Origin of the sequence: Actinocorallia populi (assembly GCF_002995495.1) — a bacterium.
Lineage (GTDB): Bacteria > Actinomycetota > Actinomycetes > Streptosporangiales > Streptosporangiaceae > Actinocorallia > Actinocorallia populi.
Genome location: NZ_PVZV01000009.1, coordinates 226,520 through 250,198 on the forward strand (window position 1 = coordinate 226,520; position 23,679 = coordinate 250,198).

The following is a 23,679-nucleotide window of genomic DNA, read 5'->3' on the forward strand; positions in this document are numbered from 1 at the left end:
GACTCGGATGCCGCAGAATCCGGAGATGCGGGCGTCCGACCGCGACCGTGACCAGTGCGCGGAGATCCTCCGGGAGAACTACGCGCAGGGCCGCCTCACCCAGGAGGAGCTCAACGAGCGCCTGGACGCGGTGTATGAGGCGCGGACGATGGGCGGGCTGCAGCAGCTCACCGCGGACCTCCCCGAGCAGGACCTCTACGACCTTCCGCTGCCGGCCGCCAAGGACTCCGTCCCCGCGGTGCGCACCCCCGCCGATCTGCAGAAGCGGGAGGACGGCGGCCTGCGGGCGGGCTGGGCGGCCTGGGGCACGACCAACCTGATCATCTTCACGATCTGGCTGCTCTCCAGCGTGGCCGGCGGCGACTGGACGAACCTCTGGTTCCTGTGGGTGGCCGGGCCGTGGGGCGCGGGGCTGCTGGCGTGGACCCTCTTCGGCAGGCCCCGCTCGGACGGGGACTGACCGGCGCGGCCGCGGGCGTCCGTCAGGCGGTGGCGCGGATCGCGCGGGTGAGCGCGGAGACCAGGGCGCGCGGGTCGGGCGCCAGTTCCGGCACCACCTCGCGCAGGGCGAGCCAGCCGTTGACCGCCCGGATGGTGGGGCCCGCCTCGTCCAGGACGTGGTCCTCGACCCCGTACCAGGCCGCGACATGGGACCAGCGCCACAACCGGTGGGTCTCGGGCTTGGGGAAGCCGCCGGGGCCGCGCTGGCCGGTACTCGCCAGGCGGACCGACTCGAAGGTGCGGCCCACCCGCTCGGCGATCTCCCGCAGGGCCAGCAGCGGATCGGCCTCCGCCCGCCGGATGACGATGCCGGGGACCGCCGCCTCCACCTGGTTGATCACCTCGATCACCGCGGCGGCCAGGGAGGGCGCGTCCCAGTGGCATCTGGCCTGGCCCGGTCCGGTCACCTCGGCGGCGGACCGCACACAGGCGACGGTGACGTATCCTTGGGTGCGTTCGAACAATGGATCGAGCTCATGCTCGAACACTGGTCTGCTGAGGACCAGTTCGAAGTCATAAGCCGCCATGGTTGAAACGTACAGCGCCCGAGCGTGGTGTGAAAGCCGGTAAGGGCGTGGCGGCGGTGAGACGCTGCTACGTGTCCGGTTGATTTCGCAAACGCGGGCGCGTCGCGTAGACTCATCATTCGGTCCAGTGTCGGATCATCATGCTCGCGTGAAGCGGGGCAAGGTGAACTTGTCTCGCATTGCTGCGGCGGATCCTGCATCCACCCTCGGCGCAGTGCCAGGGATGGGCTGGACGTCCCGGAGAACTCCTCGTCACATCGGTGAGAGCCGTGTGGGACGGGGCTTCCGGGAAGGCAGACGAAACCGATCAGCGAAGCGCGGAGGCCATGGCCAAGAAGGAAGGCGCCATCGAGATCGAGGGCGTTGTCATCGAGTCTCTCCCGAACGCGATGTTCAAGGTAGAGCTCGACAACGGGCACAAGGTCCTCGCGCACATCAGCGGCAAGATGCGGATGCACTACATCCGGATCCTGCCCGACGACCGGGTCGTGGTGGAGCTCTCTCCCTACGACCTGACTCGGGGTCGGATCGTCTACCGCTACAAGTAGACAAGCAAGCCGACTGGGGTTGCCTTTTCCGCTGTGGCAGGCGGGAATGACCCTGCGCAACAAGCTAGGAGACCCAGTGAAGGTCAAGCCGAGTGTCAAGAAGATCTGCTCCAAGTGCCGCGTCATCCGCCGGCACGGCCGCGTCATGGTGATCTGCCAGGACCCGCGCCACAAGCAGCGTCAGGGCTGAGACTCGTTTTCACGCACCGCCACAACTGAGAACATGCCGCAATTCGCCACGTCCGTGCCCACGGCACGGATACGGGCGAGTGACCCCCGGTCGGAGGCCGGGGCCCGACCTGGGCAGGGACGGGGCAGCGGCAGGTAGGACCTCCGCCGACTGAAAGGACACTGCCCGACATGGCACGTCTCCTTGGTGTCGACCTCCCGCGCGAAAAGCGCCTCGAGGTCGCGCTGACCTACATCTACGGCATCGGCCGCACCCGCGCGCTGGAGACCCTCAAGGCCACCGGTGTCTCCGGGGACCTGCGGGTGCACCAGCTCAGCGACGCCGAGCTGATCCCGCTGCGGGACTACATCGACGCCAACTTCAAGATCGAGGGCGACCTGCGCCGCGAGGTGCAGGCGGACATCCGCCGCAAGATCGAGATCGGGTGCTACCAGGGCATCCGGCACCGCAAGGGTCTTCCCGTGCACGGTCAGCGCACGCAGACCAACGCGCGTACCCGCAAGGGCAAGAAGAAGACCGTGGCCGGCAAGAAGAAGGCCGGCAAGAAGTAGACCGGCCGGGGCGTGAAGAGCCCCGCCGCCACCGGTCCGATGACCTCTGGAGTGAAGAAGAGCAATGCCTCCTAAGAGCCGCCAGGGCGCGCCGAAGAAGCTGCGCCGCAAGGAAAAGAAGAACGTCGCTCACGGGCACGCCCACATCAAGAGCACGTTCAACAACACCATCGTGTCGATCACCGACCCGAACGGGAATGTGATCTCCTGGGCCTCCTCCGGCCACGTGGGTTTCAAGGGCTCCCGCAAGTCCACCCCGTACGCCGCCCAGCAGGCCGCCGAGAACGCCGCCCGCCGCGCCATGGAGCACGGCATGCGCAAGGTCGACGTCTTCGTGAAGGGCCCGGGTTCGGGCCGCGAGACCGCCATCCGTTCGCTGCAGGCGACCGGCCTCGAGGTGGGCTCGATCCAGGACGTGACCCCCGTCCCGCACAACGGCTGCCGCCCGCCGAAGCGGCGCCGGGTCTGACGGACGCGGAAATTCAGGTCTGGGGATCGAGGAGATAGAGAGACATGGCTCGTTACACCGGTCCCGACTGCAAGCTCTGCCGTCGGGAGAAGACCAAGCTGTTCCTCAAGGGCAGCAAGTGCCTGGGCGCCAAGTGCCCGATCGAGAGCCGGCCCTACCCTCCGGGTGAGCACGGCCGCGGTCGGACCAAGGAGTCCGAGTACCAGCTCCAGCTGCGGGAGAAGCAGAAGACCCGCCGTATCTACGGCGTGCTCGAGAAGCAGTTCCGCAACTACTACGAAGAGGCCAACCGCAAGACCGGCAAGACGGGTGAGAACCTGCTCTCGCTGCTCGAGCGCCGCCTCGACAACGTCGTCTACCGGGGCGGCTTCGCCAAGTCCCGTGACGCCGCCCGTCAGGCGATCCGCCACAACCACATCCTGGTGAACGGCAAGCGGGTGAACATCCCGTCGTTCCTCGTGTCCGAGAAGGACATCATCGAGGTGCGCGGCAAGTCCACCGAGATGACCCCGTTCGTGGTGGCCCGCGCCGAGTCCGAGGCCCACCAGGTCCCGGCCTGGATCGAGGTCGTCGCCGACAAGATGCGCATCCTGGTGCACTCGCTGCCGGTCCGCCAGCAGATCGACACGCAGGTCCAGGAGCAGCTGATCGTCGAGCTCTACTCCAAGTAAGAGCTCTGCAGCCCCCGAAGAGGTCCATCGGCCTCTTCGGGGGTATGTCCGTTATGTCACGGCCGTCAAATAGCGGGCGGCCCGACAGAAAGCGAGCATCACATGCTCATCGCACAGCGTCCGTCCCTCACCGAAGAGCAGGTGGACGAGTACCGCAGCCGGTTCGTCATCGAGCCGCTGGAGCCGGGCTTCGGCTACACCATCGGTAACTCGCTCCGCCGCACGCTCCTGTCCTCCATCCCCGGCGCCGCGGTCACCAGCATCCGCGTCGAGGGCGTCCTGCACGAGTTCTCCACCGTGCCGGGCGTCAAGGAGGACCTGACCGACGTCATCCTCAACCTCAAGCAGCTGGTCGTCTCCTCCGAGCACGACGAGCCGGTCGTCATGTACCTGCGCAAGCAGGGCCCGGGCGACGTCACCGCCGCGGACATCGCGCCGCCGGCCGGCGTCGAGGTGCACAACCCCGACCTGAAGATCGCCACGCTGAACAGCAAGGCGAAGCTGGAGATGGAGCTGACGGTCGAGCGCGGCCGCGGCTACGTCTCGGCGACCCAGAACAAGCAGCCGGGCCAGGAGATCGGCCGGATCCCGATCGACTCCATCTACTCCCCGGTGCTCAAGGTCACCTACAAGGTCGAGGCGACCCGTGTCGAGCAGCGCACCGACTTCGACCGTCTGATCCTGGACGTCGAGACCAAGCACTGCATGCTGCCGCGCGACGCCGTCGCGTCCGCCGGCAAGACGCTGGTCGAGCTGTTCGGCCTCGCCCGCGAGCTGAACGTCGAGGCCGAGGGCATCGACATGGGCCCGTCCCCCACGGACGCCGCGCTCGCCGCGGACCTGGCCCTGCCGATCGAGGAGCTGAACCTCACGGTCCGCTCCTACAACTGCCTCAAGCGCGAGGGCATCCACTCGGTGGGCGAGCTGGTGGCCCGCTCCGAGCAGGACCTGCTGGACATCCGCAACTTCGGTGCCAAGTCCATCGAAGAGGTCAAGCAGAAGCTGCACGACATGGGGCTGTCCCTCAAGGACTCCCCTCCCGGTTTCGACCCGACCGCCGCCGCCGACGCCTACGGCGACGACGGCGACGAGTCGTTCGCCGAGACCGAGCAGTACTGAGCACCACCGCCGGGCGCCGCGGCGCCCGGCGGCATCCATCAAGCTGACCCCAGTACCTGACACGGCTGGGGCAGGAAGGAAGAACCATGCCCAAGCCCGCCAAGGGAGCCCGTCTCGGCGGCAGCCCGGCCCACGAGAAGCTGATCCTGGCGAACCTCGCCACCCAGCTCTTCGAGTACGGCCGCATCACCACCACCGAGGCCAAGGCCCGCCGCCTGCGCCCGGTGGCCGAGAAGCTGATCACCAAGGCGAAGAAGGGCGACATCGCCAACCGCCGCATGGTGCTGCAGACCATCCGGGACAAGGGTGTGGTGCACAAGCTGTTCGCCGAGATCGGCCCGCACTTCGCCGAGCGGCCGGGCGGCTACACCCGGATCACCAAGATCGGCCCCCGCAAGGGCGACAACGCGCCGATGGCCGTGATCGAGCTCGTGGCCGAGCAGGTCTCCGGGGTGACGGTCCGCAAGACCGCCGCCGAGGAGCCCGTGGTGGAGTCCGACGCCGCCGAGGCCACCGCCGAGGAGCCGAAGGCCGAGGCCGCCGAGGCCGAGACCACCGAGGCCCCGGCCGAGAAGTAAAGGCAACGCCTCGATTCGGGCCCGCCGTCCTCTTCGGAGGACGACGGGCCCGTCTCTTCTTGGGACACTGCTTCCCGTAACGTTCTTCTTCGCACGTGGGGACGGAAAGACACATGACGGCCTTGGTGAGGCTCCGGCTGGACATCAGCTATGACGGGGCGGACTTCGCGGGCTGGGCGCGCCAGCCCGAGCAGCGCACCGTCCAGGGGGTCGTCGAGGAGGCGCTGGCCCGCATCATGCGGCTGGACCCGCCGCCCGTCCTGACCGTGGCGGGCCGTACCGACGCCGGGGTGCACGCCACGGGCCAGGTCGCGCACGTGGTCGTCCCCGCGGCGGCCTACCAGCAGATCAGCAGGGCGATGCCGCGCCGGCTGGCCGCGGTGCTCCCGCCGGACGTGCGGGTGCGCGAGGTGACCCTGGCCCCTGAGGGGTTCGACGCCCGCTTCTCGGCGCTGCGCCGCCGCTACGAGTACCGCGTCGGCGACGAGCCGACGGGTGTCGCGCCGCTGCGCCGCCGGGACACCGTCTGGCACCCGCGGCCCCTGGACGTGGGCCGGATGAACGAGGCGGCGGCGCTGCTGGTCGGCGAGCACGACTTCGCCGCGTACTGCCGCAAGCGCGAGGGCGCCACCACGATCCGCAGGCTGCTGCGCTACGAGTGGGAGCGCAGGGAGGAGCGCCTGGCGGTGGCGACGGTCGAGGCCGACGCGTTCTGCCACTCGATGGTCCGCGCCCTCGTCGGGGCGGTGCTGTCGGTCGGCGACGGGCGCCGCCCGGTGGAGTGGCCGCGCGAGGTGCTGCTGGCCGGGGTGCGCGACTCGGCGGTGAAGGTGGCTCCGGCCCACGGCCTGATCCTGGTGGAGGTCTCCTACCCGGAGGACCGCCTGCTGGCCGACCGCGCCCTGGAGACCCGCAGGGTGCGGACGCTGCCCGCGCCGGCCGTCCCCTCGCCTACCGCTTCCTGAGCGGCTCGCTGACGTAGCCGAGGAAGGACCGGGCGGCCGCGGCGAGCTCCTCGGGCCGCTTGGCCGGCTTGGTGCCGTCGAGGTACTGCGCGTAGGCGTACAGCACGTAGCGGCCGTAGGTGTCCAGGGCGGTGTGGCCGCCCGTCCGGGTGATGGCCTTGGAGTTCTTGCCGGGCAGCGCCGTGAACCAGTTGCCCTTGCGGACGGGGGTCCCGGTCCTGCGGATGGCGAGCGCGACCTTCTTGGTGGGCATGGCCACGACGCCGACGGTGACGCCGATCTTCTTGTTGCCGGTGACGTAGGTGGAGCGCACCAGGCCCTGGCACTTCTGCTTCACCAGGGCCTTGGCCATGGCGCCCCCGGCGGCGTAGTCGCAGCGCAGGTTGAGCGACTTGCGGTCCAGGACGAAGTCCCGCCCGTCCAGCTGGATCTTCTTCGAGGGGAAGATCTCCTCCATGGTCAGCGGCCTGGGGTCGGTCTTGGCGCTGTCCACGGCGGGGGCGGAGGGCTTGGCCGGGGACTTCTCGGGCGACGGCGGCGGCGTGGTCGCCTGCGGCCGGGCGGAGCTCCGGGCGACCACCGGGGTGCCGGAGGGCTTGGGGTCCTTGTCGGCGCCGGGTCCGGAGAGCACCACGTAGGCGGCGCCCGCGACGGCCAGGGTGGGCACGAGCGCCAGCGCGACGTACAGCGTGGTGCGCTTCTTCCTGGGCTCCTCGGCCGGGGGCAGGGGAGCCAGGGCGCGGGAGGTGGATTCGGCGGGCGGCCCGAGGGGTCTGGCGGCCATGCCCACGATGGTCTGGCCGGCGCCGGGGTGGCCTTCGGCCGGGGGGGAGCTCCAGACCCCGGGGGAGTCCAGCAGCCGCTGCTCGGCCTGCCTCTTGTCGCCGGCGGCGCCCGCGGGCAGGTCGGTCACGGTCTGGAGGGAGGGAGAGGCGAAGGCCACGGCATGGGGGTCCTCCCGTGGAAGATCGTTGACGGTGACCGTGGTGTCGGCCCCCGGGGAGGGGCGCAGGGACGGCGGTACCGCGCGGCGGGTGTCGACCGACGGCACGCCGGGGCCCGCGACCAGGACACCCGGGGGTTCGGACTCGCCGCCCGGGACGGAGGACGTGCTCCACCAGGGGGCGCTGGGCGGACCCTGCACCGGTGGCCCGCCGGGTGCGGCGGGCTGCTCGAAGCCCGGCGGAGCCGGGGGAACCGGGGCGGTCTCGGCGGCCTCGGTGGTCTCGGCCCCAGATGGGCCATCGTCAGGACCGGACATGGACGTACAGCGTAGTCAAACCCCTAGGTATCTGGAGCCTTCGCCAAATAATTCAGCGTCCCGGCTTACCCGTCTCATCCCGGATGTGCAGGGCGGGGCCGAGGTTGCTGCCGGTGACCGTGCTCTGCGCGAACGTCTGCGCGGCCTTCTTGTGCTTGGCGGGAATGGCCTTGCCGTCCGGCAGCTGCACCCAGGTCATGATGAGGTAGTGGCCGCGGCTCCACGCCGCGCCCAGCGCGTCGCCCTGGCCGATCTTGCTGGTGACGCCCTTGCCCGGCACCGCGATGACGTAGGCGTCCTTGGCCGTCGCGGCCTTGGCGGCCTTGGCGGCGGCCGAGGCGCTGGCGAGGTTGGCCACGCCGACCGTGCCGATCATCTTGCCGCCCGCGGTGGCGAAGGTCGCGCGCAGGAACTGGGTGCACTTGCCCTTGGTCAGTGCGGCCTGCAGCGCCGTTCCGTGGACGCTCTCCTTGCAGGAGGCCTTCTTGCGGGTGGACATCACATAGCTGATGCCCTTCTCGGTGAACTTCTTCTTGCGGAAGACCTCGCCGAGGGACAGCGGCTTCGGGTCGGTCTTGCGGCTCCGCAGCAGGCCGCCCTCGGCCACTGGCGCGTCGCTCGGCTGCGCGGACGCCGTGGGTTCGCCGCCGTCGCCGGCCTTGGGGTCGGTGGTCACCTGCGACGAGGAGTTCGAGGCGTTCTTCTTTGGCTCGTCCTCGCCCTGGAGCAGCACGACGCCGGCGGCCAGCGCCACCGCGACGACCAGGGCGCCGCCGATGATCAGGGGCTTGCGGCCGCCCTTGCCGCGGCCCTCGCCGCCGGGCGGGGTCCCGTCACCGTTCCACTGCTCGCCCGGCCCGAAGCCGTCGTTGCCCTGCGGCTGCCACGGGACGGCCGGCTGCGGGCCGGTGTAGCCGCCGTGAGGGGGCTGGGCCGCGAGGCCGCCGGGCATCTGCTGGGGGCCGCTGCGCCCGTCGTAGGGCTGCTGCTGGTCGTAGGGCTGCTGCTCGAAGCCCTGCGGCTGCTGGTCGTGCGGCTGCTCGAAGCCCTGCTGTTCCGGCCAGGCGGCCGGCTGTGGGGAGAGGGACTGCGCGCCGGTGAAGGGCTGTGACGCCAGGGAGCCCTCCGGCGCTTCATAGGGGGAAGGCTCGTAGGCCGGCGGCTCATAGGGAGGGAATGCCTGGGTTCCGCCAGGAGCCTCGTAGGGCTGCGCGGAAAGCGGGCCGGAGGGCGTCTCGAAACCGCCGGTGCCGGGCTTGGAGAAGTCCTGCGGGGAGAAGTCCTGGGGCTCGTGCGCGTCATAGGACTGCGGGTCGTAGACGGGCAGCGCGTGGGTGCCCGTGGGAGGCTGCTCGAAGGCCTGCTGGGGGGCGTCCTCCCAGGGGGTGGCCTGCGGCCCGCTCGGGCTCTCCGGCCAGCCGGCCTGCCCCGGCTCGGGGAAGCCGCCGGAGGAGTCGGTGAAGGTGGCGTTGGCTCCGGTGCCCGGTCCGGGGAAGCCGTCGGAGGAGTCGGTGAAGGTGGCGTTGGCCCCCGTGCCCTGCCCGGGGAAGGAGGCCGGGGCCGAGAGGGGGTCGTCGCCCCAGGAGGGCTGTGATTCGGCCCACTCGGGTGCGGCCGGGGGCTGCGGCGGGGCCGCAGCGCTCTCCAGCCAGGATCCGGGCTGCTCCGCCGCGGGGGGCTGCGGCTCGGAGCCCCAGCCGGTGACGCCGGACTCGCCGCCGTGCCAGGAGGCCTTCTCCTGGTCCTCGGAAGGCTGCTGAGGCACCGGCGCGCTCAACGGGTGCCGGGACCAGGGGTCGGTCTCCAGCGGAGTGTTGTCCCATGGCGGCTGGTCGTTGTCACCCGGATAACCCATGTTGCGGAGCCTATCGGTCGTTTCGAGGTGCCCTTCGGCCCGAATTCGTCCCACCATGACATGGCCGGAGCCTCCGTGCAGCTCATTCGGCCCAGCGGGGGAGAGTTCTCGGGCATACTGGGGGCATACTGTCAGAGGCAGGATCGGCACCCGTGACCGCCGTCCCGTTTGCTCGAACGGTGCGCCGTCCGAGGGTGCTGCTTTGCCCGCGCTCCAGAGCTTGGGTATCCTGCTCCTTTGTATGTGTCGGGTTGCCAGTCAGGCATGCACACCGGCACCCGGTCCGGATCTTCCGAAGGGCCGATCCCAACAGTCGACAGAAACGAAGGCTTACGCCGTGCGCACGTACACCCCTAAGCCCGCTGACGTGCAGCGTCAGTGGCACGTCATCGACGCGACCGATGTCGTGCTGGGTCGCCTTGCCAGCCAGGTCGCGATCCTGCTTCGGGGCAAGCACAAGCCGATCTACGCACCGCACGTTGACACCGGTGACTACGTCATCATCATCAACGCCGACAAGGTCTCGCTCAGCGGCAAGAAGCTCGAGCAGAAGAAGGCCTACCGTCACTCGGGTTACCCGGGTGGTCTGCGTTCCACCCTCTACAAGGACCTGCTCGAGAAGCACCCCGAGCGGGCCGTGGAGAAGGCGATCAAGGGCATGCTGCCGAAGAACAAGCTCGGCCGCGCCATGTTCGGCAAGGTGAAGGTCTACGCGGGCGCGAACCACCCGCACTCGGCCCAGCAGCCCGTGCCGTTCGAGATCACGCAGATCGCTCAGTAGTAGATCTGGCCTTTGTGCCGGCTCCACCGTCCGAAAAAGAGGCCGCTGGGGCGCCCTGGGAGCTCGAGTCAGGGTCCGCCGCCCCGGTTAGAAGACCAACGAGGAGAATTGTGGCTGAGACCACCGAGACGTTCGACGAGTACGGCTCCACCGAGGAGACCCCGTCGGAGTACACCACCGAGTCCGTGGTGGTGGACGAGGAGAACGCGGTCCGCGTCCCCGCCGCCACGGGACCGGCGTCCGCGACCGGCCGCCGCAAGGAGGCGATCGCCCGCGTTCGCATCATCCCCGGCTCCGGCAACTGGACGATCAACGGCCGCACCCTCGAGGGCTACTTCCCGAACAAGGTGCACCAGCAGCTCATCAACGAGCCCTTCGTCACGCTCGGCCTCGAGGGCCAGTGGGACGTCATCGCCCGCATCAACGGCGGCGGTGTGACCGGTCAGGCCGGCGCCCTGCGCATGGGGATCTCCCGGGCGCTGCAGATCTCCGACCCGGACAACCGCCCCGCCCTGAAGAAGGCGGGCTTCCTCACCCGTGACCCGCGGGCCAAGGAACGCAAGAAGGCCGGTCTCAAGAAGGCCCGTAAGGCTCCGCAGTACAGCAAGCGTTGATTCGCGGGCTTGCTTGACCAGGCGGCGGGCACCACACAGTGGTGTCCGCCGTTTTGGCATTTCCCCCGACTATGAAAGTGAACTGCTGTGGGTCGTTTGTTCGGAACTGACGGCGTGCGGGGCCTGGCGAACCGGGACCTCACCGCGCGCCTGGCGATGGAGCTGTCCATGGCCGCCGCCCGGGTGCTGGGCGACGCAGGGGCGTTCGAGGGGCACCGCCCGGTCGCGGTGGTGGGCAGGGATCCGCGGGCCTCGGGCGAGTTCCTGGAGGCCGCGGTGGTGGCGGGACTGGCGGGCGCGGGCGTCGACGTGCGGCGCCTGGGCGTGCTGCCGACACCGGCGGTGGCCTACCTGACCAGGGAGCTGGGCGCGGACCTGGGCGTGATGTTGTCGGCGTCGCACAACCCGGCTCCCGACAACGGCATCAAGTTCTTCGACCGCAGCGGCTACAAACTCCCCGACGAGCTCGAGGACCGCATCGAGGCGAAGCTCGGCAGGCTCGACGAGGGCTGGGAGGCCCCGACGGGCGCGGGCGTCGGGCGGGTCGTCGAGGCGCACGGCGAGCTGGACAGGTACGCCGAGCACCTGCTGTCCACCCTGGAGGTGCCGCTGTCGGGGCTGCGCGTCGTGGTGGACTGCGCGCACGGCGCCGCGGCGGAGCTGGCGCCGGGGCTGCTGCGCCGGGCGGGGGCCGAGGTCTTCGAGATCGGCACCGAGCCGGACGGGCTCAACATCAACGACGGGGTGGGCTCCACCCATCTGGGCACGCTGCGCGAGGCGGTGCTGCGGCACGGCGCCGACGCCGGCGTCGCCTTCGACGGGGACGCCGACCGGTGCCTGGCGGTCACGTCCGGCGGCGAGGTGGTGGACGGCGACCAGATCATGGCGATCCTGGCGCTGGAGCTGCACGAGGCGGGCCGGCTGCCGGCCGGGACGGTCGTGGCCACGGTCATGTCGAACCTGGGCTTCAAGCTGGCGCTGCAGGGCCACGGGCTGAAGATCCTGGAGACGTCGGTGGGGGACCGCTACGTCCTGGAGGCGATGCGCGAGGGCGGCTACGGCTTCGGCGGCGAGCAGTCCGGACATGTGATCATGCTGGAGCACGGCACCACCGGGGACGGCCTGCTGACCGGCCTGCACCTGCTGGGCGCGGTGGCGCGGCGCGGGCGGCCGCTGGACGAGCTGGCCAAGTGCATGACCCGGCTGCCGCAGGTGCTCATCAACGTGCGGGGCGTGGACAAGGCCAGGGCCAGGACGTCCGTGGAGCTGCTGGCGGCGATCGAGGCGGCGGAACTGGAGCTGGGCGCCTCGGGCCGGGTGCTGATCCGCCCGTCGGGCACCGAGCCGATGGTGCGGGTGATGGTGGAGGCGGCGGCCGAGGAGCAGGCCCACGACATCGCGGAGCGCCTGGCGGACGTGGTCCGCACGCACCTCTGACCTCTCCTTCGGGAATTCGTTTCTCTCGGACGGCGGTCTTCATTAGGCTTCTCGGTTCGCCCATCTTTCAAGGAGAGCCGAAGCATGCCCGGGGAAGCCGACGTAGCCGACACGCAGCAGGTACTGGAGGCGGAGCGCGCCCATCTGCGGGGGGCGCGCGAGGCGCTTCGCAGGATGCGCGAGCACGCGGAGTCGCTGTCGGCCGACGCGGCGGGTGACTGGGTGTCCAGGCAGGTGCTGGAGTCGCTGCTGGACCAGCGGGTCAGGGCGCTGGCCGACCATCCGGACACGCCGCTGTTCTTCGGCCGGCTCGACCATCTCGGGGGCGCGGGGTCCGGCGACGGCGGGGACCTGCCGGGGACGGTCCACGTCGGGCGGCGGCACGTGCACGACGAGGAGGGGCTGGCGCTCGTCCTGGACTGGCGGGCGCCGGTGGCGCGGGCCTTCTACCAGGCGGGGCCGCGGGACCCGATGGGGGTGGCGCGGCGCAGGCGGTTCGGTTTCGCCCGGGGGGAGCTGACCGGTTTCGAGGACGAGCCGCTGGACGGGCGCGACCTGGGGCCGTCGCGGCTGCTGACCGAGGAGGTCGAGCGCCCGCGTACCGGCCCGATGCGCGACATCGTGGCGACGATCCAGCCGGAGCAGGACGTCATCGTGCGGGCGGCGCTGCCGGACACGGTGTGCGTCCAGGGCGCGCCGGGCACCGGGAAGACCGCGGTGGGCCTGCACCGGGCGGCCTACCTGCTGTTCACCCACCGGGAGCGGCTGGGCCGTTCCGGAGTGCTCATCGTCGGGCCGAACCGGGCGTTCCTCTCCTACATCGCGAGCGTTCTTCCGGCGCTGGGCGAGGTGCGGGTGGACCAGGCGACCGTCGACGACCTCCTGGGCGTCCCCGCGGGAACGGAAGCCCTTTCCGTGGCCGCGTTGAAGGGCGACGTACGTTTGGCGCAGGTGCTGCGGAAATCGCTGTGGATGCATTTGAACAAGCCGGAGACGGGCCTGCTGTTCGTGAAGGGCGGCTCGCGCTACCGCATTCCCGGTGACGAGATCCGGGAGCTGGTGTCCTCCCTGCGCGGAACGACGCGTTACGCGGCGGGACGCCACACTCTCGCGCAGCGGCTCGCGCACCGCGTACTGGTGCAGATGGAGCAGCGCGGAGAGGCGCCTGACGACCGCGTCCACGACGTCGTCGCGCGGTCCAAGGCGGTCAAGGCGGTCGTCGATCAGGTGTGGCCGAAGGTGACGCCGCAGCAGGTCCTCCACCGGCTGCTCGGCGACGCGGAGTTCCTCGCGCGGGCCGCCAAGGGAGTGCTGGACGAGGAGGAGCAGGCGCTGCTGCTGTGGCGCAAGGCGCCCCGCTCGGCGCGGTCGGCCAAGTGGACCTCGGCGGACCTCGCGCTGCTGGACGAGCTCGCCGACCTCATCGAACGCACCGGTTCGCTCGGCCATCTGATCGTGGACGAGGCGCAGGACCTGTCGCCGATGCAGCTGCGCGCGCTGGGACGGCGCTGCGCCACCGGTTCGGCGACCATCCTGGGGGACCTGGCGCAGGGCACGACGCCCTGGGCGGTGCGGTCGTGGGAGGAGGTGCTGACCCATCTGGGCAAGGAGGGCGAGGTCACCGAGCTGACCCTCGGCTTCCGGGTGCCGATGGAGGTGCTGGACTACGCGGCGCGGCTGCTCCCGTCCGTCGCGCCGGGCCTGGCGGCCCCCCGGTCACTGCGCGCCGGCGCGGGAGCCCTCTCGGTGCGCCGGGTGCGGGACGCGCACGACGCGGCCGTCACGGCGGTCCTGGAGGCTCAGGCCAGGGACGGGTCCATCGGGGTCATCGTCGCGGACGGGCGCCTGGCGGAGCTCTCGGGGACACTGGAGGACAACGGGGTGGACCACGCCGTGCTCACTCCCGACGGGGTCGAGGGCGAGCGCGTGCACCTCGTCCCGGCGACCCTCGCCAAGGGCCTGGAGTACGACCACGTCGTGGTCGTCGAGCCCGCCGAGATCGTCGCGGCCGAAGAGCGGGGCCTGGCCCGCCTGTACGTGGTGCTCACCCGCGCGGTCACCTCCCTGACCGTCCTGCACCACGCGCCCCTTCCCGACGTCCTCGCCTGAGCCGCGCCGTCTCGCCTGAGCCGCGGCCTCAGGCGTCGATCTCCAGCCTGCCGACCTTCAGGTGGGCTATCTCGACGGTGCCGGCCCGCAGGTGGGTGACGACCGCCCTCTTGACGGCGAGCCTGCCGATGGCCAGCGCGCCGATCGCGAGGGCGCCGACGGCGGCCGCGCCGACGAGGGCGGCCCCGACCGCCAGCGAGCCGCGCGCGGCCGCGCCTATCGCCTGGGCGCCCATTGCGTCTGCCCTTATCTCGTCCTTCGGCGTGACCTTTTCACGGCACTGTTCGTTCTCCATGCGGAACATTCTCCCGCGGGGAATCCGTGCGTAACGATTTGAGCCTCGCCTGTTCCGGGAAGGCGCCGGAGCAGGCGACGATGAGGGCATGGACGTCGGCGTGAACGTGGCGAGTCCCTTCTCCCAACGAGTGTTGACGCTCACCCGTCCGTGGCCGGGTGTCACGGTCCAGGCGGCGGACTGCGGCGGCGGCGCGGCCCTGGTGTTCGCCGGGTGCCAGGTGGCGCACCTGCACGGGGGCGACGAGGCCGAGCTGCTGCTCGGGCACCGGAGCGCGGCCAGGCTGGGCCCGCTGCTCGCCGGGTCGGGGAGGGCCTGGGTCGACGGCAGGACGGTGCGGCTCCGGCTGGGCGGGGAGAGCGACGTGCGGACGCTGCTGTCGCTGCTCAGCCTCGCCATGAAGACGTGTGCCGACGATGGTTGCCGTGGGAACGCTCCATGGTGCCGGATAGGGCGCGGCGCGGCGGTCTGCTGAGTGTTCAGCAGGTCTTCAGGAAGTTCCCGAGGGCGGTGTGGTCGGCGCGTGTCGCCGGAAGGTCGTACTTCTTGGCGACGGTGACGAACAACCCCGCGTAGGTGCACTGGTAGTCGGCGGGGGGCTTCCACTCGGCAGGCCCCGAGTCGCCCTTCTGCTGGTTGGGGCGGCCCGAGACGGCCAGCAGGTTGAGGGGGTCGTTGGCGAACTCCGTACGCCGCTCCTCCGGCCAGCCGTCCGCGCCCATCCGCCAGGCCAGGGCCAGGGGGTAGACGTGGTCGATCTGCACCTGGGAGGGCCGGGAGCGGGTGAAGGAGACCTTTCCGCCGCTGTAGGGGTCGTCCTCCAGGACGCCGGTGAGGACGAGGCAGCCGTCGTCGTCCCGGGTCACCGAGGCGAGGTCGCGCGCGAGGATGTCGTTGCGGGTGTCGCAGCCGTTGCCGTCGACGTCCTTCCAGGGGGTGCCGAAGGCCCTGCGGTCGTAGCCGTCCCCGTCCCCTTCGCCGGTGATGCGCAACGAGCCGAGGTCCTCCAGCGCGCCCCTGGACTCGGTGCCGGAGGTGCCGGGGGAGCGGGTCGAGGAGTCGGGGGGATCGGTGCCCGGTTCGGCGCTGCAACCGCCGAGCAGCAGGACGGCGCCGACCGCCAGGGCGAGGGGCCGGAACATCGCCGCTCCTCTTCTTCAGGGGATATGCCGAGATTGGGAGGTTTTAGATTATCGGCGGAAGACGGTGCCGGGGCACTCTCCGATCCGCCACCATGGCGGGATGATCCATCTGCGCTCGATCGTGCCGGTCGAACGGACCGAGGAGGTCGTGGCCGGCCTCACCGCCGACCCGGGTGTCACCAACCTCGTGGTGCTGCCCGGGGCGGCCCGCGACCCCGCCGGGGACGTGGTGCTGTGCGACGTGGCGCGCGAGGCCGCGGACGGCGTCATCGAGGAGCTCAAGCTGCACGGCCTGGCCGCCCACGGCTCGATCTCCATGGACCAGATCGAGCTGTCGATCTCCAAGGCGGCCGAGGAGGCCGAACGGCGCGCGCCCGGACACGGCGACGACGCGGTGATCTGGGACCACCTGCGCCGGGAGCTGCTGGAGGGCACCCGGCTCACCTGGACGTTCCTGGCCTTCCTCACCCTGGCCACCATGCTCGCCGGGATCGCCGCGCTGCTGGACTCCCCGATCCTCATCGTCGGCGCGATGGTGCTCGGACCGGAGTTCGGGGCGATCGCCATGATCTCCTACGGCCTGCTCTTCCGCCGCTGGAGGGAGATCGGCCGGGCGCTGGGCACCCTGGTGATCGGCTTCGCCTTCGCCGTCGCGGTGACGTTCGTCTGCACCTGGGCCGGCGAGCTGCTGGGCATCGTGGACGTCGCGCGGCTGCCCGAGGAACGGCCGCTGACCGGCTTCGTGTACTCGCCCGACCGCTGGTCGTTCATCGTGGCGGTGCTGGCGGGCGCGGCCGGGGTGCTGTCGCTGACGTCGGACAAGTCCTCCTCCCTGGTGGGGGTGTTCATCTCGGTGACCACCGTCCCCGCCGCGGGGAACCTGGCGGTGGCGCTGGCGCTGGGCCACCTCACGGAGGTGCGCGGCTCGATCCTGCAGCTCCTGGTCAACGTCCTGGGCATGATCGTCGCCGGGGTGGTGACGCTGCTCGTCCAATGGTGCGGCACCAGAATCCTCCTGAAGAGGACGCCACGTGGCTCTCATGGGGGATGACGGGGGAACGGGGGGCTTCTAGCCTGGCGTCATGCCGATCATCGCCACCCAGGACCTCACGATGAGGTTCCCCGGGGTGACCGCGCTGGACGCGTTGAGCTTCACCGTCGAACCCGGGGTCACCGGGCTCGTCGGAGCCAACGGCGCGGGCAAGTCCACCCTCATCAAGATCCTGCTCGGTCTGCTGCCCCCGACGTCGGGCGGGGCCCGGGTGCTCGAGCACGACATCGCCGCGGACGGTGCGCGGATCCGGGAACTGGTCGGGTTCATGCCCGAGTACGACTGCCTGCCCCCGGACGTGTCGGCGACCGAGTTCGTCGTCCACCTCGGGCGGGTGTCGGGGCTGCCCGCCACCGCCGCCCGGGAGCGCGCCGCCGACGTGCTGCGCCACGTCGGCCTGTACGAGGAGCGCTACCGCCCGATGGGCGGCTACTCCACCGGCATGCGGCAGAAGGTCAAGCTCGCCCAGGCGCTCGTCCACGACCCGCGGCTGGTCTTCCTCGACGAGCCCACCAACGGCCTGGACCCGCGGGGGCGCGACGAGATGCTCGCGCTCATCCGGCGGATCGGCGCCGAGTTCGGCATCAGCGTGCTGGTCACCTCCCACCTGCTCGGCGAGCTGGAACGGGTCTGCGACCAGGTCGTGATCATCGACGGGGGCCGGCTGCTGAGCGCCCAGTCCGTCTCGGCCTACACCGAGGCCAGCGGGCGGCTGCTGGTGGAGGTCGAGGACGGCCGGGAGGCGCTCGAACGGCTCCTGGCCGAGCAGGGCGCGTCGGTCCGGCCGGACGGGCGGTACCTCGTCGTCGACCTCGCCGGCGAGGAGACCTACGACCTGGTCCGCGACGGGGTCGCCGACCTCGGGCTCGCGCTCGTGCGCATGGAACAGGCACGCCACCACATCGAGGAGGTGTTCCGGTGAGCACCGCGATCCACGACATCGGCTACCGGCACTACGACGGACCGCGGCTGGGCCGCTCCCACGTGGCCCGCTCCCTCTACCTGTACAACCTCAGGGCGGTGTTCGGGCTCGGCCGCGGCGTGCGGGCCAAGCTCATCCCCCTGGCGCTGGCGGCGTTCATGATCCTGCCCGCGGCGGGCGACATCGCGGTCCTGTCGTTCACCAAGACCCCCGAAGCGCTCATCGACTACACGATGTACGCGATCTACCTGCAGCCGATCATCGCGATCTTCCTGGCCACCCAGGCGCCCGTGATCGCCTCCCGCGACCTGCGGTTCCGCACCGTCCCGCTGTACTTCTCCCGGCCGGTCGAGACGACGGACTTCGTCCTGGCCAAGTTCGCCGCCTTCGTCACCGCCCTGCTGGCGCTCATGGCCGTCCCGGTGACGCTGCTGCACCTGGGCTTCCTGGCGGTGCGCGGGTCGATGGTCGACGCCGGCGCCCCCGACGTGCCGTCGGTGGCCGACCAGAGCGTCTACTACCTCGCCGCGCTCGCCGGCTGCCTGCTGTTCGCGCTGGTGCTCTCGTCGTTCGCGCTGCTCATCGCCACCTACACGCCGCGGCGCGGGTTCGGGGTCGCGGCGGTCATGGCCGTCTACCTCATCTCCAACGTGGTGGTGCTGATCGTCCAGGGGGCGAGCATCTCCAACGGCAACTACGACCTCGCGGGCTGGGCGGGCCTGTTCACCCCGTTCAACCTCGTCGACGGGGTGCAGGCCCGGCTGCTGGGCGGGGATCTGGGCGTCCGGAGCGGCGCCGCGGCGCCCGCGGGCTCGGGCCCGGTGTTCCTGCTGGCCTGCCTGGCCGTGGTCGGCGTCTCGCTGCTGCTGCTCATGAAACGGTTCCGGAAGGCGGGTGCGTGATGAGCACCATCCAGATCGAGGACGTCTCCCGCTGGTACGGCAACGTGGTGGCCGTCAACGGCGTCACGATGACGATCGGCCCGGGCGTCACGGGCCTGCTCGGCCCCAACGGCGCGGGCAAGTCCACGCTGATCCACATGATGGGCGGCTTCCTGGAGCCGTCCTCGGGCGGGCTGTCCCTCGACGGGGAGCCGATCTGGCGCAACCCGTCGGTGTACCGGCACATCGGGCTGGTGCCCGAGCGGGAGAGCGGCTACGACTTCCTGACCGGCGAGCAGTTCATCGTCTCGATGGCCAAGCTGCACCGGCTGCCCGACCCCGAGGCCGCGGCCCGCCGGGCGATCGGCCGCGTCGAGATGGACTACGCGGCGGCCCGGACCATCGGCACCTACTCCAAGGGCATGAAGCAGCGCATCAAGATGGCCTCCGCGCTGGTGCACGACCCGGCCGTGCTGCTGCTGGACGAGCCCTTCAACGGCATGGACCCGCGCCAGCGGCTCCAGCTCATGGACCTGATCAGGCAGATGGCCGCCGAGGGGCGCACCATCTTGTTCAGCTCCCACATCCTGGAGGAGGTCGAGCGGCTCGCCACCCACATCGAGGTGATCGTCGCCGGCCGGCACGCGGCCTCGGGCGACTTCCGGCAGATCCGGCGGCTGATGACCGACCGGCCGCACGTCTTCGCGCTGCGCTCCTCCGACGACCGCGCGCTGGCCGCGGCGATCATCGCCGACGGCTCGGCCCGCTCGGTCCGCCTGACCGAGCAGGGGCTGGAGGTGGAGACCACCGACTTCGAGCGGTTCACCCGGCTGGTCCCGCAACTGGCCAGGAAGGCGGAGATCCGCCTGCGGGAGGTCTCGCCCGCCGACGAGTCCCTGGAAAGCGTCTTCAGCTACCTGGTGGGAAATTGAACACGACCATCGCTTACATCACGTTCCGCGGCATGCTGGGACGCAGGCGCGCGCTGCTCCTGTTCTTCCTGCCGGCCATCCTGATCCTGCTGGCGCTGGCGCTGCGGCTCACCGGGAACGACACCCAGGACGACGGCGCGGCGATCCTGTGGACGTTCGGGCTCGCGGTCCTGCTGCCGCTGCTGTCCCTCATCGCCGGGACGGGCGTCATCGGACCGGAGATCGACGACGGCCAGATCATGTACGTCCTGACCAAGCCGATCTCCCGCACCTCGGTGATCGTCACCAAGTACCTCTGCGCGGTCGTCCTGATCGTCGCCTTCGCGGTGCTGCCCCTCTGGCTGGCCGGGGCGATCATGCTGGGTCCGGACTCCGACCTGCCGTGGGCCTTCGCCGTCGGCGCCTTCCTGGGCGGCCTGGCCTACTGCTCGATCTTCACCGCCCTGGCCGTCGCCACCCGCCAGGCCGTCACCGTCGGCCTCATCTACGCGCTGGTCTGGGAGAGCCTGCTCGGCAACTTCGCCCCCGGCACGCAGACCCTGTCGGTCCAGCAGTGGGCCCTGACCGTCGTCGACCGCCTCACCTCCAGCAGCACGATCACCGCCTCGGTGGGCCTCCCGCTCTCCGCGGTCCTGCTGGTCCTGGTCACCGCCGCCGGCCTGGCCCTGGCCACCGCCCGCCTGCGCACCCTCACCCTCGCCTCGGCCGACTGACCGGCCGAAGAACAGCCGAACCCTCCGCCGCGGACCCGCCCGGGCCCGCGGCGGTTTCGGCTCAGTGCTCGGCCGCCGACAACCGGTTTTCCTCCAGGCTTTGACCGGTCGTCAGGAGATCCGCTCGAAGCGGGGCCGGTCGTCCCACGAAGTTCCGTACGGCCTCCTGCAAACGGAGCGGAAGCCGCCGAGCGGCGGGCGCGCCCTGCCGGATCCCCCCGGTCCTCCCCTGCGCCGGTATCGCCTCGGAAGCTCCTATAGGAGGAGGCGAATGCCCTTCGAGGATCGCAGACCGCAACCGCGTCCAGGTGGCCGAGGACAGCCGCAGGGCCCCGTGGTCGGGGTTGCGCGAGTCCCGGACCAGCACCGTCTCTCCGTTTCCGGCGACTTCTACGCAGGTATCTTGGTCGGCCGAACGGGTGCTCTTGCGCCAGTGAAGATCCTCGTGGCGAGTCGGCTGAGCGACCATCCAGTGCCCCTCCTATTTTCTTGTGGTGGGCCCTGTTCGCAAGCCAGAACGGCAGGTCGTCCAGTCGTGAAATGAGTCAGGGCGCACGACAACTCATCCCGTGATTGATTGTCCAAGAAACTGGGGCTTTTGGCCAGAATCATTCACGGGATCATGAGAGCGGAGGCTCGGGGCCCTAGAGACGGTCGAGTTCTTCTGCTACCTCCAGCATGAACTCCAGTGACTTGTCGGGCGTCATGGCCTCGTCCATCACCTCCTGGTAGTAGGCGCGGTAGTCGCTGACCGGATCCAGCCCGCCGGTGATCAGCTGGCTGGCGTCGCGGCCCGCCTCGATGTAGAGCACGTCGTCGAGCGGCCCGTCGAACTCCAGGAGCGTGAAGCCCGCGACGTAGAGGCCGGCGTGGAAGCCGACGCCGAACGGGACCACCTGGATCTCGACGCGGGGGTCGGTGCGCGCGATTTCGACGGCGTGGCGGATCTGCCGCTGCTGGACACCGGGATCGCGCCGGACGCCGATCTGCCGCCGGAGCACCGATTCGTCGAGCAGGAACTGCATCTTCGGAGGGTCGGCCCGTTCGGCCAGATGCCGCTGGCGCTCCAGTCGGAGCTTGACGGCGGGGCGTGTGGCCGCGGTCGTCTCCTCGCCGGGGCGCGTCGAGAGCACCGCGGCGTAGTCCTCGAGCTGGAGGAGGCCGGGGAACACGCTGCTGTGGTAGTGGCGCAGGTAGGAGGCGCCCGCCTCGTAGCCCACGAAGGTGAGATAGGCGTCGCGCAGGAGGCCGCGGTAACCGGACCACCAGGGGCGTTCGCGCGCGCCGCGGGCGAGCTCCTGCAGCCGCTGCTGCCGTGACTCGGAGGTGACGCCGTAGTGGTTCAGCAGTGCCGAGAGGTCGGTGCGGGTGATGCCGCTCTTGCCGCCCTCGATCCGGAGCAGTTTCGAAGGACTCCATTCGAGGGCCGCGGCGACCTGCTCCTGCGTGAATCCGGCGTCTTTCCTGGCGCGTACGATCTCCTCCCGCAGGAGGGCGCTCTCCACGACCGGACCTTGCCCGCTGGGCACTCTCTCACCTCTTTGTCGTCGAACCCTTCTCTATACGCTCCGTCATCTTGATGGACGGCGTACTGCTTGGTGGCAATCCGCCATCCCTTCCGTCCGGGCAGGTCATGCCGGGCGGAGTGGTGCCTGCGTCTCCTGTGTCGGGAGACTCACGGTCTCGCCCCGCAGGCTTCCGGGCCGTGCTGGGGATCACTATGTCGGGTTATGATTCGGGTTGTGGTGGTATGCTGACATGCAAGTTGCCGGGTAGCAAGTAGCCGCCCAGCACCATGCACCACCATACACCTACCCACGGTGGTGAAGGCCAAGATCCAGAACGTGCGAGGAACCCGCGTGCGGACCGGGGAACCGGGGAGTGGGCGGGTTCGTCAGAAAAGCAGAATCGCCCCACCCTCCTGATGAATTCCCCGTCGCCAAACTGAGATTCAAAAGGAGAAAAGCAGGGCGATCCACTTACTCAGCACCAGAGCGGATGTCCACATGCGCCCAGAAACAGTCTTCCGAACGGGGGAATCGTCCCCTCCGACCCTGCCCATTCTACGTGCGGTCAAGCTCTTCCTGCCAGTGCCTCCCGGGCGTCCGGCGCACGCTGGGCGCCTCTTTCCCCGGAACGGGGGAGAAGCCGCGAACAAGGACGCGAACCGCTGGTCCGGGGGCCGAGATGGCCGGGGCTGACGGCGGTCCACCCCGGTTTCGCACGACGGCCCTGGGTGCGGTGTACCTCGCGACGGTCCTCGTGGGGGCGGGTTTCGGCGGGGTTTACGGCTCGCTGGCGGGCGGTTTCGTGGGAATCTTCGCGATTCCCCTCATCGGTTTCACCCGCGGGCTCATGTCCCTCATGGACCAGGCCCGCCCTCTGATGAAGGAGCCCGAGGACGCCGCGCGCCTCATGCAGCAGTTCGCGGGCGCCTATCTGGGCCTGTTCGCGCTCCTGATCCCCTACCGTCCGCGGCGGCCCGCGGCGGTGGAAGAGCTGCCCGAAATGAGAAAACAACCCGAATGGCCAGAAAAGGACACCAAGGCGATCGGGGACGGGAGGGAGCGCGGATCCGCGCCGGAGGGGCACGGCGACTTCTGGTCGCGGCTCACCCTGGAGGAGCAGGACGACCTGACCCGGCGCGGGCGCACCGTGCACTTCGCGGACGGCGCGTCCATCTGCCGCCAGGGCGAGCGGGGCGACCGGGTCTACGTGCTGCGCTCGGGCCGGGTCGAGATCCGCCACGACGACGGCTCCGGTCCCCGCACGGTCGCCGAGCGCGGCACCGGGGACCTGGTCGGGGAGCGCGCCGCGTTCGAGCTGAGGGAGCGCTCCGCGACGATGGTCGCGATCGGCCCGGTCGACGCGCTCGTCGTGGAGACCCCGGCGTTCACGGAGTTCGTCGAGCGCCACCCGGCGGTCCTGGAGAAGGTGGAGCGGGGGCTGTACGAGCGGCTGACCGAACGGCGTCCGGCCGCCCCCTTCCGGTACGCGGGGCAGACCTGCACCATCCTCATGACCGACATCTGCTCCTTCAACGACCCCGGCCGCACCGACGTCGACCGCCTCGTCGTCCGCGAGGTCATGTACGGGGCGCTGCGCCGCTCCCTGGAGGGCTCCGGCGTGCCCTGGGACGGCTGCCACCGGGAGGACCGCGGCGACGGCGCGCTGGTCATCGTCCCGCCGGCCCTGCCGACGCACGCCGTCCTGCACCCCATGGCCGAGCTGCTGGCCGAGGAGATCGCCGCCCACGGCCGCCGCGCGTCGCCGGGCGAGCGCCTGGTGCTGCGCCTGGCGGTGGGGGCGGGGCCGGTCGTCCAGGACGGGCAGGGCATGGTCGGCGAGTCGATCAACGGCACCGCCAGGCTCCTGGACGCCCCGGCCTTCAAGGCCCGCATGCGCGGAGGCGTCGGCGTCGCGGTCTCCCCCTTCGTCCACGAGAACTTCGTGCGGCACCTGCCGTTCCGCGAGGAGTACGAGCAGGTCGAGGTGAAGGTGAAGGAGACCAGCACGACCGGCTGGGTCCGCCTCCTGTGACCCGGCGCCGCGCCCGGCCGGGCGCGG

27 protein-coding genes are annotated in these 23,679 nt (G+C 70.5%); 20 read left to right on the plus strand and 7 right to left on the minus strand.

Going from position 1 to position 23,679, the window contains the following annotated elements:
* Nucleotides 1-7: 7 nt before the first annotated feature.
* Complete coding sequence (locus C2865_RS32230) at nucleotides 8-460, plus strand: DUF1707 SHOCT-like domain-containing protein (RefSeq protein WP_106402412.1); 453 nt, start codon at nucleotides 8-10, stop codon at nucleotides 458-460.
* Between the two features lie 22 nt (nucleotides 461-482).
* On the opposite strand, the gene C2865_RS32235 is transcribed toward C2865_RS32230, so the two are convergent.
* Nucleotides 483-1,028, minus strand: coding sequence for a hypothetical protein (locus tag C2865_RS32235; RefSeq protein ID WP_106402413.1), 546 nt, complete (start codon nucleotides 1,026-1,028; stop codon nucleotides 483-485).
* A gap of 326 nt (nucleotides 1,029-1,354) precedes the next feature.
* On the opposite strand from C2865_RS32235, the gene infA reads away from it, so the two are divergent.
* The 8 genes from infA (at nucleotide 1,355) to truA (ending at nucleotide 6,119) form a co-directional block, all read left to right on the plus strand.
* Nucleotides 1,355-1,576 carry a translation initiation factor IF-1 gene (gene infA, locus C2865_RS32240; RefSeq protein WP_106402414.1) on the plus strand — a complete coding sequence of 74 codons (222 nt, stop codon included), beginning with the start codon at nucleotides 1,355-1,357 and terminating at the stop codon, nucleotides 1,574-1,576.
* A 76-nt stretch (nucleotides 1,577-1,652) separates the two neighbouring features.
* Nucleotides 1,653-1,766 carry a 50S ribosomal protein L36 gene (gene rpmJ, locus C2865_RS32245; protein WP_106402415.1) on the plus strand — a complete coding sequence of 38 codons (114 nt, stop codon included), beginning with the start codon at nucleotides 1,653-1,655 and terminating at the stop codon, nucleotides 1,764-1,766.
* 170 nt (nucleotides 1,767-1,936) lie between these two features.
* The gene (gene rpsM, locus C2865_RS32250) at nucleotides 1,937-2,317 is read left to right on the plus strand and encodes a 30S ribosomal protein S13 (protein WP_106402416.1); all 381 of its coding nucleotides are present in this window, start codon (nucleotides 1,937-1,939) and stop codon (nucleotides 2,315-2,317) included.
* A 64-nt stretch (nucleotides 2,318-2,381) separates the two neighbouring features.
* Nucleotides 2,382-2,786, plus strand: a complete 405-nt coding sequence (rpsK, locus tag C2865_RS32255) for a 30S ribosomal protein S11 (protein WP_106402417.1) — start codon at nucleotides 2,382-2,384, stop codon at nucleotides 2,784-2,786.
* Between the two features lie 44 nt (nucleotides 2,787-2,830).
* Nucleotides 2,831-3,457, plus strand: a complete 627-nt coding sequence (gene rpsD, locus C2865_RS32260; RefSeq protein WP_106402418.1) for a 30S ribosomal protein S4 — start codon at nucleotides 2,831-2,833, stop codon at nucleotides 3,455-3,457.
* 102 nt (nucleotides 3,458-3,559) lie between these two features.
* Nucleotides 3,560-4,576 (plus strand): DNA-directed RNA polymerase subunit alpha, encoded by a 1,017-nt coding sequence (locus tag C2865_RS32265; protein WP_106402419.1) that lies wholly within the window; start codon nucleotides 3,560-3,562, stop codon nucleotides 4,574-4,576.
* Between the two features lie 86 nt (nucleotides 4,577-4,662).
* Nucleotides 4,663-5,154: a 50S ribosomal protein L17 gene (rplQ, locus tag C2865_RS32270; protein WP_106402420.1), complete on the plus strand. Its 492-nt coding sequence runs from the start codon at nucleotides 4,663-4,665 to the stop codon at nucleotides 5,152-5,154.
* 113 nt (nucleotides 5,155-5,267) lie between these two features.
* Nucleotides 5,268-6,119 (plus strand): tRNA pseudouridine(38-40) synthase TruA, encoded by an 852-nt coding sequence (truA, locus tag C2865_RS32275; RefSeq protein ID WP_106402421.1) that lies wholly within the window; start codon nucleotides 5,268-5,270, stop codon nucleotides 6,117-6,119.
* On the opposite strand, the gene C2865_RS32280 is transcribed toward truA, so the two are convergent.
* Together C2865_RS32280 and C2865_RS32285 are read right to left on the minus strand one after the other, a co-directional pair.
* A complete protein-coding gene (locus C2865_RS32280; protein WP_157963990.1) occupies nucleotides 6,106-7,380 on the minus strand; it encodes a hypothetical protein in 1,275 nt (424 codons plus the stop codon). The genes truA and C2865_RS32280 overlap by 14 nt on opposite strands.
* Nucleotides 7,381-7,432: 52 nt before the next feature.
* A complete protein-coding gene (locus C2865_RS32285) occupies nucleotides 7,433-9,235 on the minus strand; it encodes a hypothetical protein (RefSeq protein ID WP_157963991.1) in 1,803 nt (600 codons plus the stop codon).
* A gap of 337 nt (nucleotides 9,236-9,572) precedes the next feature.
* Between C2865_RS32285 and rplM the strand changes: the two genes are divergently transcribed.
* The 4 genes from rplM to C2865_RS32305 all read left to right on the plus strand — a co-directional run bounded on the left by rplM (nucleotide 9,573) and on the right by C2865_RS32305 (nucleotide 14,176).
* Nucleotides 9,573-10,016, plus strand: coding sequence for a 50S ribosomal protein L13 (rplM, locus tag C2865_RS32290; RefSeq protein ID WP_106402424.1), 444 nt, complete (start codon nucleotides 9,573-9,575; stop codon nucleotides 10,014-10,016).
* Between the two features lie 110 nt (nucleotides 10,017-10,126).
* Nucleotides 10,127-10,630 carry a 30S ribosomal protein S9 gene (rpsI, locus tag C2865_RS32295; protein WP_106402425.1) on the plus strand — a complete coding sequence of 168 codons (504 nt, stop codon included), beginning with the start codon at nucleotides 10,127-10,129 and terminating at the stop codon, nucleotides 10,628-10,630.
* Nucleotides 10,631-10,717: 87 nt separating this feature from the next.
* Nucleotides 10,718-12,067 (plus strand): phosphoglucosamine mutase, encoded by a 1,350-nt coding sequence (gene glmM, locus C2865_RS32300; protein ID WP_106402426.1) that lies wholly within the window; start codon nucleotides 10,718-10,720, stop codon nucleotides 12,065-12,067.
* Between the two features lie 84 nt (nucleotides 12,068-12,151).
* Nucleotides 12,152-14,176, plus strand: coding sequence for a HelD family protein (locus C2865_RS32305; RefSeq protein ID WP_106402427.1), 2,025 nt, complete (start codon nucleotides 12,152-12,154; stop codon nucleotides 14,174-14,176).
* A gap of 28 nt (nucleotides 14,177-14,204) precedes the next feature.
* Here C2865_RS32305 and C2865_RS32310 read toward each other — a convergent pair whose 3' ends face one another.
* The gene (locus C2865_RS32310; protein ID WP_106402525.1) at nucleotides 14,205-14,471 is read right to left on the minus strand and encodes a hypothetical protein; all 267 of its coding nucleotides are present in this window, start codon (nucleotides 14,469-14,471) and stop codon (nucleotides 14,205-14,207) included.
* Between the two features lie 88 nt (nucleotides 14,472-14,559).
* Between C2865_RS32310 and C2865_RS32315 the strand changes: the two genes are divergently transcribed.
* On the plus strand, nucleotides 14,560-14,946 hold the full coding sequence (locus C2865_RS32315) for a luciferase family protein (RefSeq protein WP_106402428.1): 387 nt from the start codon (nucleotides 14,560-14,562) through the stop codon (nucleotides 14,944-14,946).
* Nucleotides 14,947-14,950: 4 nt separating this feature from the next.
* On the opposite strand, the gene C2865_RS32320 is transcribed toward C2865_RS32315, so the two are convergent.
* Nucleotides 14,951-15,613: an HNH endonuclease family protein gene (locus C2865_RS32320; protein WP_106402429.1), complete on the minus strand. Its 663-nt coding sequence runs from the start codon at nucleotides 15,611-15,613 to the stop codon at nucleotides 14,951-14,953.
* 100 nt (nucleotides 15,614-15,713) lie between these two features.
* Between C2865_RS32320 and C2865_RS32325 the strand changes: the two genes are divergently transcribed.
* Genes C2865_RS32325 through C2865_RS32345 form a run of 5 tightly spaced genes read left to right on the plus strand, consistent with a single transcriptional unit; the run spans nucleotide 15,714 to nucleotide 20,112 of the window.
* Nucleotides 15,714-16,664: a DUF389 domain-containing protein gene (locus tag C2865_RS32325; RefSeq protein WP_106402430.1), complete on the plus strand. Its 951-nt coding sequence runs from the start codon at nucleotides 15,714-15,716 to the stop codon at nucleotides 16,662-16,664.
* A 31-nt stretch (nucleotides 16,665-16,695) separates the two neighbouring features.
* Complete coding sequence (locus C2865_RS32330) at nucleotides 16,696-17,586, plus strand: ABC transporter ATP-binding protein (protein ID WP_106402431.1); 891 nt, start codon at nucleotides 16,696-16,698, stop codon at nucleotides 17,584-17,586.
* Nucleotides 17,583-18,488: an ABC transporter permease gene (locus C2865_RS32335; protein ID WP_106402432.1), complete on the plus strand. Its 906-nt coding sequence runs from the start codon at nucleotides 17,583-17,585 to the stop codon at nucleotides 18,486-18,488. Before C2865_RS32330 ends, C2865_RS32335 begins: the two co-directional genes overlap by 4 nt.
* Complete coding sequence (locus C2865_RS32340; RefSeq protein WP_106402433.1) at nucleotides 18,488-19,399, plus strand: ABC transporter ATP-binding protein; 912 nt, start codon at nucleotides 18,488-18,490, stop codon at nucleotides 19,397-19,399. Before C2865_RS32335 ends, C2865_RS32340 begins: the two co-directional genes overlap by 1 nt.
* The gene (locus C2865_RS32345) at nucleotides 19,396-20,112 is read left to right on the plus strand and encodes an ABC transporter permease (RefSeq protein ID WP_106402434.1); all 717 of its coding nucleotides are present in this window, start codon (nucleotides 19,396-19,398) and stop codon (nucleotides 20,110-20,112) included. The genes C2865_RS32340 and C2865_RS32345 overlap by 4 nt, the downstream gene beginning before the upstream one ends.
* 61 nt (nucleotides 20,113-20,173) lie before the next feature.
* Here the strand turns inward: C2865_RS32345 and C2865_RS32350 are convergent, their stop codons facing one another.
* Together C2865_RS32350 and C2865_RS32355 are read right to left on the minus strand one after the other, a co-directional pair.
* Complete coding sequence (locus tag C2865_RS32350; protein ID WP_106402435.1) at nucleotides 20,174-20,581, minus strand: DUF397 domain-containing protein; 408 nt, start codon at nucleotides 20,579-20,581, stop codon at nucleotides 20,174-20,176.
* A gap of 175 nt (nucleotides 20,582-20,756) precedes the next feature.
* Entirely contained in the window at nucleotides 20,757-21,617 is an 861-nt protein-coding gene (locus tag C2865_RS32355) for a helix-turn-helix domain-containing protein (RefSeq protein ID WP_232835917.1), read from the minus strand.
* A gap of 736 nt (nucleotides 21,618-22,353) precedes the next feature.
* Between C2865_RS32355 and C2865_RS32360 the strand changes: the two genes are divergently transcribed.
* Nucleotides 22,354-23,652, plus strand: coding sequence for a cyclic nucleotide-binding domain-containing protein (locus tag C2865_RS32360; RefSeq protein WP_157963992.1), 1,299 nt, complete (start codon nucleotides 22,354-22,356; stop codon nucleotides 23,650-23,652).
* The last annotated feature ends 27 nt before the right edge of the window (nucleotides 23,653-23,679 follow it).